This is a genomic window from Vibrio sp. LaRot3 (genome assembly GCF_027587025.1).
In the GTDB taxonomy this organism is placed as follows: Bacteria; Pseudomonadota; Gammaproteobacteria; order Enterobacterales; family Vibrionaceae; genus Vibrio.
Window position 1 is genome coordinate 821495 of record NZ_JAPPTI010000001.1, and the last position, 19933, is coordinate 841427.

The 19933-nt window shown below is 43.9% G+C and carries 12 protein-coding genes; 9 read left to right on the plus strand and 3 right to left on the minus strand.

Annotation, left to right across the window (positions count from 1 at the left end):
• Positions 1-76 precede the first annotated feature (76 nt).
• Genes OH461_RS03805 through OH461_RS03815 form a run of 3 tightly spaced genes read right to left on the minus strand, consistent with a single transcriptional unit; the run spans position 77 to position 5834 of the window.
• Complete coding sequence (locus OH461_RS03805) at positions 77-2710, minus strand: MlaD family protein (RefSeq protein WP_270019295.1); 2634 nt, start codon at positions 2708-2710, stop codon at positions 77-79.
• Entirely contained in the window at positions 2703-4001 is a 1299-nt protein-coding gene (locus OH461_RS03810; RefSeq protein ID WP_270019296.1) for a paraquat-inducible protein A, read from the minus strand. Before OH461_RS03810 ends, OH461_RS03805 begins: the two co-directional genes overlap by 8 nt.
• A 36-nt stretch (positions 4002-4037) precedes the next feature.
• Positions 4038-5834 carry an ABC transporter ATP-binding protein gene (locus OH461_RS03815; RefSeq protein WP_270019297.1) on the minus strand — a complete coding sequence of 599 codons (1797 nt, stop codon included), beginning with the start codon at positions 5832-5834 and terminating at the stop codon, positions 4038-4040.
• A 113-nt stretch (positions 5835-5947) separates the two neighbouring features.
• Between OH461_RS03815 and OH461_RS03820 the strand changes: the two genes are divergently transcribed.
• The 9 genes from OH461_RS03820 to OH461_RS03860 all read left to right on the plus strand — a co-directional run bounded on the left by OH461_RS03820 (position 5948) and on the right by OH461_RS03860 (position 19843).
• A complete protein-coding gene (locus OH461_RS03820) occupies positions 5948-6421 on the plus strand; it encodes a GAF domain-containing protein (RefSeq protein ID WP_270019298.1) in 474 nt (157 codons plus the stop codon).
• A 98-nt stretch (positions 6422-6519) separates the two neighbouring features.
• Positions 6520-7149, plus strand: coding sequence for an RNA chaperone ProQ (gene proQ, locus OH461_RS03825; RefSeq protein ID WP_260258503.1), 630 nt, complete (start codon positions 6520-6522; stop codon positions 7147-7149).
• Positions 7150-7166: 17 nt separating this feature from the next.
• Positions 7167-9161: a carboxy terminal-processing peptidase gene (gene prc / locus OH461_RS03830; protein WP_270019299.1), complete on the plus strand. Its 1995-nt coding sequence runs from the start codon at positions 7167-7169 to the stop codon at positions 9159-9161.
• 178 nt (positions 9162-9339) lie between these two features.
• Positions 9340-9957 carry a hypothetical protein gene (locus tag OH461_RS03835; protein WP_270019856.1) on the plus strand — a complete coding sequence of 206 codons (618 nt, stop codon included), beginning with the start codon at positions 9340-9342 and terminating at the stop codon, positions 9955-9957.
• 155 nt (positions 9958-10112) lie between these two features.
• Complete coding sequence (pepN, locus tag OH461_RS03840; protein WP_270019300.1) at positions 10113-12716, plus strand: aminopeptidase N; 2604 nt, start codon at positions 10113-10115, stop codon at positions 12714-12716.
• An 84-nt stretch (positions 12717-12800) separates the two neighbouring features.
• Positions 12801-13019: a DUF2835 domain-containing protein gene (locus OH461_RS03845; RefSeq protein ID WP_260258500.1), complete on the plus strand. Its 219-nt coding sequence runs from the start codon at positions 12801-12803 to the stop codon at positions 13017-13019.
• Between the two features lie 202 nt (positions 13020-13221).
• A complete protein-coding gene (locus OH461_RS03850; RefSeq protein WP_270019301.1) occupies positions 13222-18063 on the plus strand; it encodes an NAD-glutamate dehydrogenase in 4842 nt (1613 codons plus the stop codon).
• Between the two features lie 46 nt (positions 18064-18109).
• Positions 18110-19120, plus strand: coding sequence for a quinone-dependent dihydroorotate dehydrogenase (gene pyrD / locus OH461_RS03855; protein ID WP_270019302.1), 1011 nt, complete (start codon positions 18110-18112; stop codon positions 19118-19120).
• Between the two features lie 177 nt (positions 19121-19297).
• A complete protein-coding gene (locus tag OH461_RS03860; RefSeq protein WP_333482216.1) occupies positions 19298-19843 on the plus strand; it encodes a cell division protein ZapC in 546 nt (181 codons plus the stop codon).
• Positions 19844-19933: the final 90 nt, after the last annotated feature.

Consider the following 19933-nt stretch of genomic DNA (forward strand, 5'->3'; position numbering starts at 1 on the left):
ATAGTGCTTAACTGAAAATTGCAGTTCACTCTTTGTCCGGAAAAGAAAAAACGCAGCGATTGCTGCGTTTTTAGGGTTAAGGCTTTGGAATGGCGGTTCGCCATGATTTCCAGCTTTCTTCAGGCTCAGGGTAGAGGAAGAAGCTTTGCTCTGACTTCGCCATCGGTTGCAGTTCTGATTGTTCTGGAGTGGCAAAAGTAATACCGCCGCGCACCAAGCTGTCAATAGTGCCTGCTTTGATGTTTGCGCCTGATAATCCAATCGAAACATCTACGCCAGATGTATTCCAGAATACGGTGTTTTGTCTAATTAAGTAGGCGTACTTGGGCTCGATAGAAATCGATGTAATGATGCGATCGGCAAATTCTCCTAGTTCAACATTAGTCACCACGCCCACTTCCATATCTCTGAACAGGATAGGGGTGCCAATACTAACCGATCCACGAGTTTCACTTTGCAGCGTAAACTTAACCCCTTCAGAGCTACTTGGTTGATCATGCAACGTGAAGGTATTGGTTTTTTCACCGTGTCCGACTTCCACAGCAATGGATTGGCTAAGTAGGTTCTCCAAATTCTTCACTCCACTTAAGCCGACTTCAGGCTGTGGCAACCAGAAGTACGCCCCTGAACGTGCGATTCTATCCGCGTATTCAGGCAGAATGCGGGCTGACAGGTCTACATTGCCATTGATAAAGTTAGGTTTAATGTTGGTCACTTCACCTACTTTAACGCCGCTGAAATTAATTGGTGTGCCGACTCCAACATTACTATCGCCACTGGCTACGAGACTAATCGCATGTCCAGATTTACGTGCATTTTTGAAGTCTTTATACAGTAACCAACGTTCACCTTGCTTGTTTTCAACTCCAGATAGAGTATCAAACGCGATCCCGCCTTGTACTAAGGTTTTCAATGGTGATGCTTTCACGCTGACGCCAGCTAAGCTCGCATCAATCTCAACGCCAGAGCGATTCCAGAAAACAGTTTGTGGGGTAATCAGGTGCTTGTATTGATTCTCAATACTCACGGCGACCAGCACTTTGCCATCAACCAGTTTGAAATCAGCCACGCTACCAACTTGCAAGTTACGGTAAAGCAGGGGGCTGCCTTTCGAAACTGGCGGCAGCTCATCTGCCAGCAGAGTCAGTTTATATGAGCCAGACAAGTTGTATTTCGCCAGTTCGGCTAAAGATTGGCTTTGGTAAAGCTTGTAGTGCTTACTCGGCTTAGCTGAACCTTCGCTGACGAAACTAATAGAGCCAGTCAACAGCTGCTTGGCAGGTGGCACCGTGATGTTTAGGCCCGATTCCGTCAGTTCCGCTTTTGCACTGCCAGTCACGAAGAAGCGGTTTTGCGATTTGATCAGGTGGGCATAGTGCTTATCAATCAAAGTATCAAAACGGACTTGGTCATTGACTAAATTAACTTGAGTGATGCTGCCGACTTTAATGCCGCGGTAAAGAATCTTTGCGCCTGAATCAAGGCCGAACGAGTTGTCCGATACGAGCTGAACCGGAATCGACTTCGCTTGCTGTTTTTTAAATACGTTTTTTCGAATTGCGGTAAAAGTACGGACTTTGTCGCCGTCACCCGGAACGAGCGTTAGGAAATTACCTTTTACTAAGTTAGTTAAGTTTTCTACGCCTGACAGAGAGACTTGTGCTTCTTCTAAAATTAAACGACTGCCGCTGGTGAGCATGTCGCTAAACGCGGGTTCAATGGCGGCAGAAGCGACAATTTGCTCTCGGGTTTCATCGAGCGCTAAGTCTGTAATTTGGCCGATTTCCAAACCACGATAAATGATCGGCGCGCCTGAAGGGCTGATCTTGTTGTCGTCTGGTAGAACAATCTTGATAGGGATGCCTCGACCGGCAGTTTTTAGATCTGGGTAGAGCTTGAACAATGTGTTATCCATCACTGGTTCGCCTTTGTCTGGCGAATCAACGGCAATAGAACCACCAATTAAAGATGTTAGGCTCTCAAGGCGAATATCCACGCCGGAAAAACCAATATTTGCGCCAATGCCACTTACGTTCCAAAAGCGGCTTTCATCAGTAATGATAGAGCGGTATTCGTCTTGGATAGACGCTTGAATAATGACGTTCTTACTGTTCTTGTCTAACTGGTAGCTATAAACCTCACCAATAGGGATCTTGCGGTATAGAATCTGCGAGCCTATCGAAATGCCGCCTAAATCTTGCGCTTTAAGGCTAATGTTCAGTCCTTGCTTGGCAAGCAAATCGGACGGAGCACGCTCTAAAGCCACAAACTCTGTTTCGAGCTCTTTCCCTTCGTCACTAGGTTGGATAGCAATGTAGTTACCTGATACCAAGGCATCTAAACCCGATATACCCGACAGTGATGCGGTAGGTTTGACCATCCAAAAACGCGTTTTGTCTGTGAGCAATTGCGTTGCGTCTGGATAGATGTCCGCCTCGACGTAAATGCTGGATAAATCTTCGCCAAGGTTAATGGAGCGCACCATACCTACCTCTAAACCTTGGTAGCGAATGGCGGTGCGTCCGGCAACTAAGCCCTGCGCATCAGAAAAATGAATTTGAACTCTTTGGCCGGCATCGTGGATGGCCTTGTAGACCAGCCAACCTGCTAACAGCATAGTTAAGATAGGCAAAATCCAAAGCGGGGAAATGCCTTTATTACGCTTCACATCGGGAGCATACGAAGTTGGCGAAGACGTTTGGTTACTCATTCACAGACTCATTGTTAATAGAAGTTGGTTTGGTATTACCTGATGTTTGGTTGGATTTTTCTGAGTGGTTGTCCCAGATAAATCGCGGATCAAAACTTTCTGCGGCTAACATGGTTAATATCACAACAAAGCCGAAAGCGACAGCGCCATAACCCGGTGTAAAATCAAGGATTTGACCGCGGTCAACTAAGGTCATCATGATCGATATAACAAACAGATCCATCATTGACCATTTGCCGATCCATTTCACAACAAAGTAGATAATCATCCTTTGACGGTGAAATATTTGTCGTTTGAAGTGGGCCGCTAACAAGATATAAGCGAGGCCGAGGATTTTGGCGACCGGGACGACGATACTGGCGACAAATATAATGATGGCAATGCCTGTCATTCCGTTTTTCACCAAGGCTGCAACACCGGAGAAGATGGTGTCTTCTAGCCGCTTGCCGTTAGTAAGCAAAATGGAAATCGGGATTAAGTTAGCAGGGAAAATAGCAATGGACGCTGCAATTAAATACGCCCACGTTTTTTGTATGGATTGGGGCGCACGGTGGAATAAAGGTGTATCGCATCGGACACATTGCTCAGCTTCTGGTTGAGAAAGATGGCATGTGGTGCAGTGTATGTTTTTTTGCTGAAACTCAAAGCTGCGCTCGCTCTGGTAACTCTCCCAATAGCGACGGATACTGACTCGGCTTACAAGTAGTACGGTGAAGAGTTGCAGTAGTATCAGACCGTATAATCCGGGACCGACGAAGATGTCAGAGTAATCCTGTAACTTAAAACATGAGATAGCAACGCTAATTAGGAATACATCTATCATCACCCAGTGCTTGAGATGCTGGATTATCCAGAGTGATGTTTTTAGTAGTTTAAAATGGTGGAACTTAAGGGCAGCATGCGCACTGACTACGGCTGAGCAGACTAGAAGTGGCGCAATCGAGCTGCAAAAGAAAATCAGCAAAGATAAAAACACGAAGCCTTCGCCAAACAGAGTAAATACGCCTGATGGCAATGTTGCTGGGATCATCACACCAAATAGACGAATACTGATAAATTCGAAAAAGTGTGAAGGGATAAATAGCAGCAAACATGTTAATGCAATCGCTAGGTTACCAGAAAGGGAAGGTTGCCCCCCGCGATAGAGTTGAGTGCCACAGCGAGGGCAGTAAGCGCTTTTTCCACGCTTAACTTCGACAATGCCAATAGGTAACTCGCACCCTTGGCAAAGACGAGTAGTCGAAGTAATTGGAGGCGCAGATTGATGACGCTCTTGCTTTGGAGAGCTCATAAACGCTCTCCGACAAGATACTGCGAAAGGAGAACGTTACGCGTGTGATTGAATCGCGCCATATAAGGTTTGGTATAAGCCTTGTTGTTCAACTAATTCTCCGTGCGTTCCCGTTTGGGTAACCTGACCATCTTCTAATACGTAAATCAAATCGGCTTGTTTCACCGCCGATAAGCGGTGAGCAACAATTAAGGTGGTGCGCCCATTGAGAAACTCATTCAGTGTTTTATGCAGCGCGGCTTCTGTCGCGGTATCAAGCGCTGATGTTGCTTCGTCCAAAATGACGAATTTCGGGTCGCTCAATATCATTCTCGCAATCGCTAAGCGCTGACGCTGGCCACCAGACAAACGAATACCATTGCGACCAATTTGCGTTTCTAGACCGTCACTAAGTTGAGTGATAACGTCTTGCATCTGCGCTACTTCAAGCGCTTGCCATAACTGCTCATCATTATAGTGACCACCAAGGGTCAAATTATGCCTTAAGCTGTCATTAAATAGTATAGGTTGTTGTAATACCACCGCTATCTGATCACGAATTACATCAAAACTGATTGCCTCGGTCGGTTGGTGGTTGAACAAAATGGTTCCTGAGTTTTGTCTATATACACCAATCAATAGCTGTATTAATGTTGACTTGCCGCCACCACTTGCGCCAACCAACGCGACTTTTTTACCTGCTGGGATATGTAACGACAGGTTATTGAGAACCTTGCTCTCTTGATTGTAGGAAAAGTCGATGTTGTTGAGCTGCACATCCACTTCTTGGCCTTGTACAAATGGGTTTACCTTGCTCGGCGGGCGGTGTTCTTCTTCTAGGTCGAGTAATGTATTGATGCGGCCAAGAGCGGCTTTGGCGCTATACCAAGAAAACTGAATGCCAAGTAGTTCTTGTACTGGGCCTAACATAAACCACAAGTAACCAAAGACGGCAACAATTTGGCCAATGGTTAAATCGCTAAACAGCACCATTAACATCGCGATGGCACGAAACAACTCAAAGCCTAACAAGAATAATAGGAATGAAACTCGGCCAGCAGCCTCAGACTGCCATGCGTATTTATCCGCATCTTGACGAACTTGATCAGCTTGTTGCTTTAATTGATTTAAGAACTCTTTCTCGCGGTTCGCAGCGCGTAATTGATAGATGCCATCTAAGGTTTCTACTAAACGGTTCTGAAAGCGCTCAAAAGATTGGTTTTCTCGTTTTTTAAGGTGCTTAACTTTACTTCCGAGCTTACGAGAAAAGTAGATAACTACAGGGTTAACCAGCAGAATAAATAGCCCTAATCGCCACTCCAGCCAAAGCAAAACCCCGGCGGTGCCAATTACAGTAAACAAGCTAATTAGAAATTTACTCAGCGTAGACCCAATAAATTGGTCAATGGTTTCTATATCAGTGATCAGGTGAGCATTGATGCCGCCACTTCCACGCGTCTCGTATTGACGAATACTAATGCGTCCCAGTTTTTCTATCATCTTAACGCGCATCTGATAGGTAATGGTCTTAGACACTAGAGTAAATTGACGGCTTTGTAGAATGTTGAGTACTTGGCTACCTGAGCGCATCAAGATAACCAAAAACAGCGTAAAGAAGATGTAACCTGTTGGTGTTTGAATAGAGTCGGGTAGAACCATGTTCATCAGCTCTAGCCCGGTCGCTGGTTTGTTGAGTAAGACCTCGTCAACCATTAAAGGCATTAACAGTGGGATAGGCACGCTGATTAAGGTGGCCACAACCGCGATGAAATTAGCAAACAACAGCTTGGACTTGTGTGTTTTTACTTGTGTTATCAGCCAAGAACGGCTAATAGTGTTGGTCTGACTACTCATTGAAGTGATAATGCTTATTATTCTGAATGTGCGGCATTGTACGTAGATTCATCAGAGAAGTCTCTTTGGATTTAATAGGGAAATACCCCAAGAAGTCATTTAGTGGGAATATAATGAAAATAGAACATTACCAGCGACTTACCAAACAAGCTGTCGCGCTTTTGGAATCTGAAACCAATCTTATCGCCAACCTTTCTAACCTTAGCGCACTGCTCAACATGGAGCTTGAGCACCTTAATTGGGTCGGTTTCTATTTGATGGATGGGGACGAATTAGTATTAGGGCCTTTCCAAGGTAAGCCTGCGTGTGTGCGCATTCCGGTAGGACGTGGCGTTTGTGGCACTGCTGTGGCGACGAACCAAGTTCAACGCGTTTTTGATGTGCATGAATTTGAAGGTCATATCGCTTGTGATGCAGAGAGTAATTCGGAAATTGTTATTCCGTTTTCTATTGATGGTAAAGTAGCGGGTGTACTCGATATCGACAGTCCAAAAATTGGTCGATTTAGCGAAGTTGATGAGCAAGGATTAACGTTTTTGATGACTGAAGTTGAAAAGCTGCTTAATTCACACGCTATCAAGGCATAAATTAGCGCTAGACTGTGGTTTTTCGCTTTCAGGTCACTATAATACGTGAAATATTTATCTTAATGCTCGCGGAAAGTCCGCAATAACCAGGAACCCACATGGAAAACACTGAAAAGTTAAAAAACAGCAAAGAAGTTATCGCATATATTGCTGAATGTTTCCCTAAGTGCTTTACTTTAGAAGGTGAAGCAAAGCCACTTAAAATTGGTATTTTTCAAGATCTTGCGGATCGTTTATCAGACGACCCTAAAGTAAGTAAGACACAGCTTCGTGCAGCGTTAAGACAATACACTTCATCATGGCGTTACCTACACGGTGTTAAGCCTGGTGCAGTACGTGTAGATTTAGACGGTAACCCTTGTGGTGAACTAGAAGAAGAACACGTTGAACACGCTAAAACAGCACTAGCTGAAAGCAAAGCGAAAGTACAAGCGCGTAAGAAAGAGCAAGCTCAAAAAGCTCGTGAAGAAGGTAAAGCGAAAGCGAAACCAGCTAGCAAGAAGCCTCAAGCTCGTCGCCCACAAGCGAAATCTGCGCCTAAAGCTAAAAAGCCAGTGGAAACACGTGCACTAACTGCTGAAGAAGTAAAAGTTGGCAATGACGTTAACGTGAACATGGGCAAAGGAAACATGGCTGCGACTATCGTAGAAATCAATAAGGAAGATGTGCGAGTTCAACTGTCTAACGGCCTTCAAATGGTTGTGAAAGCGGAGCACCTGCGCGCATAAAGGAGAATCTCCTACGCATGAAATGCCGTTTAAACTTTTCGCTGATTGCTGCTAGCCTTGCGCTAGCAGCATCACCAGCACAAGCTCTCGAAGCAAACATCGAGTTAAAAGACCTACCTGTTCTCGCGCCTGAAGCGCAACATGAACCAGCTAGCAAACGAGTTACCTCCCGATTCACTCGCTCCCATTACAAACACTTCACTCTTGACGACGAATTCTCACAAGCGATTTTCGAACGTTACGTTGAATTGCTAGATTACAACCGCAACATCTTCACTCAAGCAGATATTGACGGCTTTTCTAAGTGGGCGACTCAAATTGATGATCAGCTAAAATCAGGCGACAACCAAATCGCATTCGATATTTACAATGAATCAATGAAGCGTCGATACCAGCGTTTTCAATACGCACTTTCTTTGCTCGATACTGAAATGACTTTCGATACTGATGAATCGATTGAATTGGATCGAAGTGAAGCGGCGTGGCCGAAAGATACTACTGAGCTTAATGAGCTGTGGCGTAAACGTGTTAAATACGATGCGCTTAACTTAAAGCTAACTGGCAAAGATTGGGACGAAATCAAAGAGGTGTTGGGTAAGCGTTACAACAATGCGTTGAAACGTTTAAGCCAAACACATAATGAAGATGTGTTCCAACTTTACATTAATGCCTTTGCCCGTGAAGTTGACCCTCATACCAGTTATCTATCACCACGCAGTGCCGATCAGTTCCAACAGGAGATGAACTTATCTCTCGAAGGGATTGGTGCAGTATTGCAAATGACCGACGACTATACAGTGATTCGCTCTTTAGTCGCTGGTGGCCCAGCATCGAAGAGCAAACAAATTGCCGAAGGTGACCGCATTATCAGTGTTGGTCAAGAAGGCGAAGAGATGGTCGATGTGATTGGTTGGCGTTTGGATGATGTTGTTCAGCTAATCAAAGGCCCGAAAGGCACAACGGTTAAACTTGAAATCTTGCCAGAAGGTAAAGATGCCAAGAGTGAAGTTATTTCGATTGTTCGTGACAAAGTTCGCCTAGAAGATCGCGCAGTTAAATCTGAGTTGATTGAAAAAGACGGTAAGAAAATTGGTGTGCTTGAAGTACCTAGTTTCTACGTTGGGTTAGCAAAAGACACGAACAAGCTGATAAATGAGCTTAAAGAGAAGAAAGTTGACGGTATCATTGTAGACCTACGTAATAACGGTGGTGGTGCACTGACTGAAGCAACTGCCTTAACGGGCTTGTTTATCGAAAGTGGCCCGGTTGTTCAGGTTCGTGATTCTTATGGTCGTGTGAGTGTTAACTCAGACACAGATGGCGAGATTAGCTATCAAGGGCCATTGACTGTTCTGATCAATCGCTACAGCGCGTCGGCTTCTGAAATTTTTGCGGCGGCTTTACAAGACTATGGTCGTGCCATTGTTTTAGGTGAAAACTCGTTTGGTAAAGGTACGGTTCAGCAACACCGCTCATTGAATCATATTTATGATTTATATGAGAAAGAGCTGGGTTACGTGCAATTTACTATTCAGAAGTTCTACCGTATTGATGGCGGTAGCACCCAGAACAAAGGTGTCGCACCAGATATCGCTTATCCAACGCCGGTTGACCCAAGTGAAACGGGTGAAAGCGTTGAAGATAATGCGTTGCCTTGGGACAGCATTGCTAAAGCGAAATATGATGAGTTACAGCGTAACGATAAGTTAATCGCTCAGCTTTCGGCTTCACATCAAGCGCGTATTGCTAATGACCTAGAGTTTGGTTTCATTAATCAAGACATCGAGCGTTACAAAGCAGAAAAAGAAGACAATTCGATTTCTCTTAATGAAAAAGAACGTAAGAAAATGAGTGATGAAGCTGATGAGTTGCGTTTGACTCGTATCAACGAACGACAAAAATCTCAGCAATTAGAGCCGTTTAAGTCTTTAGATGATGTGCCAAAAGACTACGAAGCACCAGATGCATATTTAGATGAATCGGTTGCTATCATGGTTGATATGCTGAAATAGTCAGTAGAAAATATTAAAAAGCGAGCATTTAGCTCGCTTTTTTTATGCAAATAAATAACGTGATATAGATCAAATTTTTTTAGCTTTCTCGTATAGATGTGCCTACGCTTAAAGAAAAACGAGGGGAAGCACTATGAGATTTTTAGGGATATTATTGCTTTGTTTCAGCGCATTGACCATGGCTGATGCAAAAAAACAAGCGGATGCGTTAAGCTATTTTGACCAGCCATTCTTGTTGGGAGATTGGTATTTGGTCAACCCAAATCCTGAAGATTCCCAAGAGAACTTTCTTGCCATCAAACTCACCTTAGACTCTAAATACAATTTTAAAATCGATATTCAGAAACGCGATTACACTGTAGACCATTGGGAAGGTTTATACACAGCCAATGATGATACTTTGATTTTAGGTCTAAATACCGATGCCCCTCAGGTTTACAGTTACTCGGGCAATCACAACTTACTTAATCTCAATGGCGTTATGTTTACCAAAGCGCTGCCAAATAAGTTAGCCGGAATGTGGTCGAGTGCCCATCTAGCTGGACATGACTTGCTGGGCAGTGAAGTCGACCAAATGGATTTAATCTTACAACCCGATTTTGTATTCCTTTTCAAAGTAAGTAATTCCGACGGCGACGAAGCTATTCACAAAGGGGTGTATTACACCGAAGGTGAACACCTTGTTCTAATGTACGAAAAAGGTGAGCACAGTACTCGGTACACATTAAACCGAGACACCTTAACTATCGAAACCGAAGAAGGTGGCATGTATGCGGTGCTGAACAGGATAAGATAGTTTTGCCATTTGATTGAAAATTAGTCAGACCGTTTATGGTTAGACGCGTTTACAGTAAAAAAGCGAGGTAATTGTTGAGAATGCCTCGTTTTTTTGTTTGTTGAGAGGTAAGCTAGTTCAACAAAAAATTTAACATCAAATAGAAGGATTTAGACATGGCTCAAGCTCCTCAAGCCAAATACCGCAAAGACTATCAGTCTCCGTCTCATACCATTACCGATATTGACTTAACTTTCGATTTATTCGATACAGCCAGCATCGTGACTGCGGTTTCAAAAGTCGAACAATTAGCCGAGAGTACGAGTTTAGAGTTAGACGGTGATGGTCTGATTTTAAAAAGTCTACTGGTTAACGGCGAAGCATGGAGTGACTATCAAGAAGTCGAGGGCGGTCTGCATATCCACCAGCTACCAACGCAATTTGAATTAACGGTAGTGACTGAAGTTAATCCTGAAGCGAATACGCTTCTAGAAGGTTTATACAAATCTGGCGGTGCTTTTTGTACGCAATGTGAAGCGGAAGGATTCCGTCGCATTACGTTTTATTTAGATCGTCCAGATGTGTTAGCAAAGTACACCACTAAAGTCATTGCCGATAAAGCGTACCCATACTTGCTAAGTAATGGTAACCGTATTGCGGAAGGCGAATTAGACAACGGTCGTCACTGGGTTCAGTGGCAAGACCCACATCCAAAACCAGCATACCTATTTGCGCTAGTAGCAGGTGATTTTGATGTGTTGCGTGATAAATACGTGACTCAGTCTGGTCGCAATGTTGATCTTGAAATCTTTGTTGATAAAGGCAACCTTGACCGCGCTAATCATGCAATGGTTTCTTTGATCAACTCAATGAAGTGGGACGAAGAGCGTTTCGGTCTTGAATACGACTTAGACATCTACATGGTTGTTGCGGTTGATTTCTTCAACATGGGTGCGATGGAGAACAAAGGCCTTAACGTCTTTAACTCTAAATTTGTTTTAGCGAATGACCAAACGGCAACGGATACCGATTACCTAGGTATTGAAGCGGTTATTGGCCATGAGTATTTCCATAACTGGACGGGTAACCGCGTGACATGTCGCGATTGGTTCCAGCTAAGCTTGAAAGAAGGTTTAACGGTATTCCGTGATCAAGAATTTTCTTCAGATTTAGGCTCTCGTGCAGTAAACCGAATTAACAATGTTCGTATTATTCGTGGCCCTCAGTTTGCGGAAGATGCGAGCCCAATGTCACATCCAATCCGTCCTGAAAAAGTGATTGAGATGAACAACTTCTACACGTTAACCGTGTACGAAAAGGGCAGTGAAATCATTCGTATGTACCATACGTTATTGGGCGAAGAAGGTTTCCAGAAAGGTATGAAGCTTTACTTCGAACGCCATGATGGTACTGCTGCAACGTGTGAAGATTTCGTTAGCGCGATGGAAGATGCAACAGGCGTGGATTTGAAACAGTTCCGTTTGTGGTACAGCCAATCAGGTACACCAACGGTCAAAGTCACCAGCGACTATGATGCAGACCAAAAAACATACGCACTGACTGTTGAGCAATCAACTGAACCAACACACGATCAAAAAGAGAAGCAACCACTGCATATTCCTTTTGATATCGAGCTCTATGCACCAAACGGTGATGTTATTGAGTTACGCTGTAACGGTGAAAAAGTACATAATGTTCTGGATGTTACTGAAGCTAAACAAACGTTTGTGTTTGAAAACGTTGAGCAGCTACCAGTACCTTCATTACTACGAGAGTTCTCTGCGCCAGTTAAACTGGAATACGATTACAGTGATGAAGAACTTACATTCTTGATGGTTCATGCTCGCAACGAATTTGCACGTTGGGATGCTGGCCAAATGTTGTTGGCGAAATACATTCGTTCGAATGTTATCGCAGTGCAAGCCAATGAAGAGGTTGCGCTACCTGAAGCCGTTGTCGATGCGTTCCGCGGCGTGTTGTTGAGTGATTCATTAGAGCCTGCATTTATTGCAGAAGTTCTATCATTACCAAGTTTCAATGAAGTGTCAGGTTGGTATAAAACTGTCGACGTTGATGCGGTAGCGAAAGTATTGAAAGCAATCAAAGTGAAATTGGCGATTGCTTTAGAAGATGAGTTGAGTGCCATTTACCACAGCTTGTCTCAGCAAGAGTACAGTATTGATCATGCTGCAATTGGTCAGCGCTCTCTGCGTAACATCGCGTTGGCATATCTTGCTTACACTGAGCAAGGCAACGCTTTGGCTGAAAAGCAGTACCAAGTTGCTAACAACATGACTGACACTATTGCGGCTATGTCTGCTGCCAACAGTGCGAAGTTAGCGTGCCGCGAAACACTAATGGCTGATTACAGTGACAAGTGGAAACACGATGGTCTAGTTATGGACAAGTGGTTTGCGCTGCAAGGCACGAACCCTGCCAACAATGTGTTGGAAGTTATCAAGCAGAGCATGAACCACGAAGCGTTCAGCTTGAAAAATCCAAACCGTACTCGCAGTTTAGTGGGCTCGTTCTTAAATATGAACCCTGTTCACTTCCATGCGAAAGATGGTTCGGGTTACCAGTTCGCAGGTGAAATTTTGCGTGAGCTAAATAGCAGTAACCCACAAGTTGCTTCGCGTTTAGTTGACCCACTGCTAAAACTTGGTAAATATGATGAACATCGTCAGGCGTTAATTAAGCAAGAGCTTGAAAAGCTGAAAGCGATGGATAACTTAGCGAAAGACTTGTTCGAAAAAGTAACAAAAGCGCTAGAATCTTAGTCAAACAGCTCAAGCATTAGTCTAACAGTGCCGCTTTTACGCGGCACTGTTTATTTATACAGTTAAGTTGTTTTTGGCTATTCAATGAACCATTATTACTTTCGATTAGACATTTCTTATCAAACCTTTCTCGCACATTATTCCGGTGCAGCAAGCTCAGTGCTGGTGACGACGGAAAATGGGCTACGACTGCAATTACCTGCCACTCGGTTTAGACCCTTTCTTACGCAAATTGGCCTAAAAGGGCGATTTCGTTTAACAACCGACCAAAATAACAAATTTATAAAGTTAGAAGTTCTGTGAGCGACTGATTTCATAGAAGTTTAAATAGAACATTAGTCACATTCTCAAACATTTTCTCTATTTCTCACCCAAAAGAATTAACCATCTAACAATAATGCTTTTACAATAAAACGGCATTACCCGTATTAAGCGCTATGCTTACAACAAACATGGTGCTTATAACATCCCTACAAATATAAAAATCTAATTGTGGAGTGTGACTATGACCGCGCGTGAAACTCTAATGCCGGTTCTGCTTGAAAAGGTGTATCAACTCATTCAAGACAAACTCGAACTTGCTCAGCGACCTCTAGTAACTCAACTTGCTCAACATCTGTTTAGCAACATTTCTCATGATGACCTAGTCGAACGTAATGAATCTGATCTGTATGGTGCTGTAGTCAGTCTCTGGCATCATATTAATGAAAAAAAAGCCGACGACATTTCGGTGCGCGTATTCAACCCGACAGTAAGTCGCCAAGGTTGGCAATCTACCCACACTATTGTTGAGATTGTTGTTCCCGACGGCCCATTCTTAGTCGACTCAGCTAAAATGGCACTTAGCCGTTTAGATCTTGCCTCCCATTTGATGCTGCACGGCCCAACACAAATCGATCGCGATAAGCAAAATCAGATCATCGCGATTAATGGTGGTGAAGGGGTGATGCAGTCATTGTTCCACATTGAAGTTGACCGTCTAAGTAGCAAAGAAGAGATGGCTTCTTTGAAACAAGAGTTACTTTCCATTTTGACTGATACCGGTTTGGTGGTTGCAGATTGGAAGAAGATGGTGGATAAACTTTCTGCCGTTACCAGTGAAGTGGAACAACATAAAGGTAAAATTGAACTTGAAGGGGATCGTTACGAAGAGACGATCGAATTCTTACGTTGGTTGGGTAACCACAACTTCACCTTTATGGGTTATAAAGAATATGACCTAGTTTCAGTAGATGGTGACACTGAACTGCGTCCAACCAAAGATAAAGGGTTAGGTCTGTTTGCTAACCCTAACCGAGTGAGAAGTGTAAAACTATCTGACTTCCCAGACTCGGCACGTTTAGAAGCGAAAAAACCATTCTTACTTATCGTGACGAAAGGCAATATTGCCTCGCGCATCCATAGACCAGCATATACCGACTACATTGGGATCAAGAAATTCGATAAGAATGGCAAGGTGATCGGTGAACACCGATTTACGGGTCTATACACCTCAGCGGTGTATAACCAGAGCGTTGCAGGCATTCCGCTGATCCGCGACAAAGTAGAACGGATCCTCAAAGCGAGTTTATACCGTGAGGGATCGTACTCTTACAAAGCACTGAACAACATTCTTGAAAATTACCCGAGAGATGAATTACTGCAAGCGAAAGAAGAAGAGCTGCTTGAAGTAGGTATGGGTGTTGTGCAAATGCAAGACCGTGACATGCTTCGATTGTTCGTGCGTAAAGACCCATTCGGCCGCTTCTTTAGTTGTATGGTGTATGTGACAAAAGATCGTTACAACACTGAGCTTCGTCGTCAAACACAACGAATCTTTAAACAGTATTTTGGTTGCAAGCAAGAAGTAGAATTCACGACTTATTTCTCTGAAAGTCCGCTTGCCAGAACGCATTACATTGTTCGTGTTGATAACAACAACATGGATATTGATGTTAAAGCAATAGAGCAGAACTTAATGGAAGCATCGTCTACATGGGATGATCGTTTGTCTGAAGCGATCGTGGCTAACTTTGGTGAAAGTAAAGGTTTACCGCTATCGAAAGATTACATGCGCGCATTCCCACGTTCTTATAAAGAAGATGTGATGCCGGGTTCGGCGGTCGCAGACATCGAACGACTAGAAGCCCTGAGTGATGACAATAAACTCGGCATGCTGTTCTACCGCCCACAAGAGTTAGCCGCAGATTCAAAAGCTGTACGTTTGAAACTCTATCACCGTGATGAGCCTATTCATCTTTCTGATGTTATGCCAATGCTTGAGAACCTTGGTTTGCGTGTGATTGGTGAATCGCCATACGAAGTGCGCAAAGCGAATGGCCAAGTCTATTGGATCCTTGATTTCTCGATGTGGCATAAGAGTGAAGCTAGCGTGGATCTTCGAGAAGCGCGCGATCGTTTCCAACAAGCATTTGCTGCAATTTGGGCTGGCGAACTAGAGAGCGATGGATTCAACCGCTTGGTACTAGGTGCGTCATTAACTGGTCGTGAGATTTCTATTCTACGTGCATACGCTAGGTACATGCGCCAAGTTGGTTTCCCATTCAGTCAACAATACATCGAAGATACGCTTAATCATCACCCTGAGTTGGCAAAAGGTTTGGTCGATCTATTCACTAAGCGTTTTGATCCAAAACACAAGGGCAGTCAGAAAGGGCAAACGGATCTTATTAATGCCATTACCGAGCAATTAGATCGTGTTGAAAGCTTGGATGACGACCGTATCATTCGCCGTTACATGGAGATGATTACGGCTACGCTGCGCACTAACTACTATCAGTTAGATGACAATAAGCAAGTTAAGCCTTGGCTATCATTGAAACTCAAACCACGTGATATTCCTGAGATTCCACAACCTGTACCTGCGTATGAGATTTTCGTCTACGCACCGGATATTGAAGGTGTGCACCTACGTGGTGGCAAGGTTGCCCGTGGTGGTTTACGTTGGTCTGACCGTCAAGAAGATTTCCGTACTGAGATTCTTGGCTTAGTGAAAGCTCAGCAAGTTAAAAATACCGTGATTGTGCCTGTGGGTGCAAAAGGTGGTTTTGTATGTAAACGCCAAGCAGGACTCACTAGTCGTGATGAGATTTTTGCTGAAGGCCAACGCTGTTATAAACGTTTTATTCGCGCACTATTGGACGTATCAGACAACATAATTGAGGGTGAAGTTGTACCACCGAAACAAGTGGTTCGCCATGATGAAGATGATCCGTACTTGGTGGTTGCTGCCGATAAAGGTACAGCGACGTTCTCGGATCTTGCTAACTCTGTCTCTGCGGAATATAACTTCTGGCTAGGTGATGCCTTTGCATCTGGTGGTTCAAATGGTTATGACCACAAAGCCATGGGTATTACTGCAAAAGGTGGTTGGGAATCGGTGAAACGTCACTTCCGTGAGATGGGCATTGATTGTCAAACGACCGACTTCACCGCGATTGGTGTTGGTGACATGGCGGGGGATGTATTTGGTAATGGTATGTTGCTATCCAAACATACGCGCTTGCAAGCAGCATTTAACCACATGCATATCTTTATCGATCCAAATCCAGATTCCGCATCAAGCTGGGAAGAGCGTAATCGCTTGTTTAATTTGCCTCGCTCTAGCTGGGAAGATTACAACGCAGAGCTTATTTCAAAAGGCGGTGGTATTTTCTCTCGTCGGGCGAAATCTATCGCTTTGACGCCTGAAATTCAAAAGATGCTGGGCACCAAAAAAGGATCGCTAGCGCCGAATGAGCTAATCAAGATGATCCTTTCTATGCAGGTTGATCTGTTATGGAATGGCGGCATCGGTACTTATGTTAAAGCCTCAACGGAGACGCATACTGACGTAGGTGACCGTGCAAATGATGTTCTTCGTATCGATGGTAAAGATCTGAGAGCTAAGGTTGTTGGTGAAGGCGGTAACTTAGGTATGACCCAACTTGGTCGTATCGAATATGCCCTTGCGGGTGGCCGTGTCAACACTGACTTTGTCGATAATGTCGGCGGTGTAGACTGCTCGGATAACGAAGTGAACATTAAGATCTTCCTTAATGGCTTAGTTGCGAATGGCGATCTGACCGTTAAACAGCGTAATAAGATCTTAGAATCGATGGAAGATGAAGTTGGTGAGATTGTCCTTGATGATGCTTACTGCCAATCGGAGTCGATCTCGGTGACCGAACATCAAGGTGTTTCTCTAGTCAAAGAACAGATCCGCTTTATCCATACAATGGAAAAAGCAGGGCATTTGGATCGCGCTTTAGAATACATCCCAGATGATGAAACCTTGCTCGAGCGCGAAAAACAAGGCTTCGCACTGACTAGACCTGAGCTATCGGTGTTGGTTGCTTATGGCAAGATGGTACTGAAAGAGGAATTAGTTGACGATGATATCGCCAATGATGAGTTCCACTCTCAACAACTGGTCAATTACTTCCCGTCAGAGTTACGCCGTAACTACTCTGTGCAAATGGATAATCACCCATTACGTGCTGAAATTATTGCCACGGCACTTGCTAATCAGATGGTTAACGAGATGGGCTGCAACTTCGTGACTCGTTTACATGAAGAAACGGGTGCTAATGTTGTTGATATTGCCAATGCTTATGCGGCATCCCGAGAAATCTACGGATTAGGGGATGTGTTGGTTGAACTGCGTAACTTGGATAACCAAGCTACAACGCAAGCGCAGTACGACATGATGTTCTATGTACGCAGAACCTTACGTCGATTGGCTCGTTGGATGATTCGTAATCGTACGGGCAAGCAATCGGTCAATGAGTTGATTGATCTCTATAAAGCTGATGTCGACAAAGTTAAAGCAATGCTTGATACCTTGTTGGTAGAAGCTGAAGTCGAAGAGCATAACCAAATGGCACAAGATTGGATTGAGCAAGGGGTCTCAGCTGTTTTAGCTAATTACGTTGCTCGTTTGTCTAGCCTATACTCGGTACTGGATATATCCACAGTATCCCGTGAAAAAGGCACTTCTGTTGAACAAACCGCTAAATTGTACTTTAACTTAGGCGATCGCTTGTCGTTGCATTGGTTCTTGAAACAAATTAATAGCCAAGCCGTGGATAATCACTGGCAAGCATTGGCAAGAGCGGCGTTCCGTGAGGATCTTGATTGGCAGCAACGCCAACTTTCCGCTCAGGTTCTGTCTTGTGGTTGTAAGCCAGAGCAGTTTGATGAAATGCAAGCGCTAGAAGATTGGCTTGTTACAAATGAAGTCTCGTTGCACCGCTGGGAAAATATTCTCAATGAGTTTAAGGTCGGCTCGGTGCATGAATTTGCAAAATTTTCAGTCGCTTTGCGAGAATTAGTGTTATTAAATTTGAATTGTTCTGCAAATGAGTAAATAATATAGCCCCGTTTATACGGGGCTTTTTTCTATCGGAGGCACAATGCTTTACCGTCTAGCCAGAACTGGCTTTTTTCAACTTGATGCCGAAAAGGCACATGATCTTGCAATTCAAAACTTCAAACGTTTTACCGGCACACCTCTCGATCTCTTCTACCGTCAACAACTTCCACATCGTCCAGTCGAATGCATGGGTATTACATTCCGTAACCCAGTAGGTTTGGCCGCAGGTTTGGATAAAAACGGTGAGTGTATCGAAGCATTCGATGCAATGGGGTTTGGATTTGTAGAAGTAGGTACAGTAACGCCACGACCTCAACCAGGTAACGACAAACCTCGTTTGTTCCGACTTGTTGAAGCGGAAGGTATTATTAACCGAATGGGCTTTAACAACTTGGGCGTTGATAACCTCATCGATAACGTTAAAAAAGCGAAATACGATTGCGTACTTGGCATTAACATCGGTAAGAATAAAGACACCCCAATTGAAAAGGGCGCAGAAGATTACTTAATTTGTATGGAGAAGGTTTACCAATATGCAGGTTACATTGCAGTAAACATTTCTTCACCAAACACGCCGGGACTACGTTCTCTGCAATATGGCGAAGCACTTGATCAGCTTTTAGCTGAGCTAAAAGCAAAACAAGCTGAGTTAGCCGAAAAGCACGATAAGTATGTTCCATTAACGCTGAAGATCGCACCGGATCTAAGTGATGATGAAATCAGCCAAATTTGTCAGTCTCTCATTAAAAACAAGATTGATGGCGTTATCGCGACTAACACCACACTAGACCGCTCTATTGTTGAAGGCATGAAACATGCGAATGAAGCGGGTGGTTTGAGTGGTCGTCCAGTTCAATCACGCAGTACCGAAGTGGTTCGCCGTTTACACGAAGTGCTTGGCGATATCATGCCAATCATCGGTGTAGGTGGTATCGACTCTTATGTATCAGCGAAAGAGAAGTTGATGGCAGGGGCGAAATTAGTTCAGGTATATTCAGGTTTCATTTACCACGGTCCAGGCCTAGTAAAAGATATCGTTAAAAATCTTTAACAGCTGAATAGGGTGACGCTGTCACTCTAGATCGGAACAAGTGTTTAAGTGTTATAGAAGAGGAGATGAGTCATCATTTCCTCTTTTTTTTTACCAATCAGTGCATAAACTTTGGCTTAATGTTGGCTGGGTAATAAAACGATTACCTTTATCGACCCAAACATAGAGATTGGAATGATGCTAAAACCAAGTGACAAATGGACATGGTACTACGATGACTCGGAGCAGCACCTGATGCTGGATCTGGGCAACGATATGGTATTCAAAACCAACCTTTCTCGAAAACTCATTGTAGAGTGTGCAATCGGCATCAACGAATTCTCTGTTGATGACGCATCTGCATTCCAAACTTACAAAGAGCAAATCTCTCACTTAAACCTCAGCGAACCAAGACAAGCAGAGCTTGCTCTGTATTGTGTGGCAGCAAAACGATTCCATAAACCGGTCCAACCTAAGAGCTGGTTCTTTGATAGTTTATCAGACGGTTCGTGTGTTCCTGAGGAAGGCGACTTCGTTAAATTGGCTAACAGCCATGGTGAAGGGGCCTTTATTGTGCTTGAAGTAGGTGATAGCGCAAGCTTGTGTGCGTCAATTAAATTGGACGAATTCAATCTAAATGGTCACAAATCGCTTCAGTTTGGTCAAGCGATTAAAGTGATGCATGACCGCATGAGTGTTATCAATCATCATTTCTTGGTTCAGCCAATGGCATTGGTTGGCTAAACCTTTCCTTAATTTTGTTCCTTTTGTTTCATTTCTCGTCGGCCTAAGTGCCGACTTTTTTCTGTCTGTTCACTTCAATCATCACCATTC

Bases quoted from the DNA above. Each gene is read 5' to 3' on its own strand.
- OH461_RS03805 (WP_270019295.1), bottom strand. From the start codon at position 2,710: ATGAGTAACCAAACGTCTTCGCCAACTTCGTATGCTCCCGATGTGAAG.
- OH461_RS03810 (WP_270019296.1), bottom strand. From the start codon at position 4,001: ATGAGCTCTCCAAAGCAAGAGCGTCATCAATCTGCGCCTCCAATTACT.
- OH461_RS03815 (WP_270019297.1), bottom strand. From the start codon at position 5,834: ATGAGTAGTCAGACCAACACTATTAGCCGTTCTTGGCTGATAACACAA.
- OH461_RS03820 (WP_270019298.1), top strand. From the start codon at position 5,948: ATGAAAATAGAACATTACCAGCGACTTACCAAACAAGCTGTCGCGCTT.
- proQ (WP_260258503.1), top strand. From the start codon at position 6,520: ATGGAAAACACTGAAAAGTTAAAAAACAGCAAAGAAGTTATCGCATAT.
- prc (WP_270019299.1), top strand. From the start codon at position 7,167: ATGAAATGCCGTTTAAACTTTTCGCTGATTGCTGCTAGCCTTGCGCTA.
- OH461_RS03835 (WP_270019856.1), top strand. From the start codon at position 9,340: ATGGCTGATGCAAAAAAACAAGCGGATGCGTTAAGCTATTTTGACCAG.
- pepN (WP_270019300.1), top strand. From the start codon at position 10,113: ATGGCTCAAGCTCCTCAAGCCAAATACCGCAAAGACTATCAGTCTCCG.
- OH461_RS03845 (WP_260258500.1), top strand. From the start codon at position 12,801: ATGAACCATTATTACTTTCGATTAGACATTTCTTATCAAACCTTTCTC.
- OH461_RS03850 (WP_270019301.1), top strand. From the start codon at position 13,222: ATGACCGCGCGTGAAACTCTAATGCCGGTTCTGCTTGAAAAGGTGTAT.
- pyrD (WP_270019302.1), top strand. From the start codon at position 18,110: ATGCTTTACCGTCTAGCCAGAACTGGCTTTTTTCAACTTGATGCCGAA.
- OH461_RS03860 (WP_333482216.1), top strand. From the start codon at position 19,298: ATGCTAAAACCAAGTGACAAATGGACATGGTACTACGATGACTCGGAG.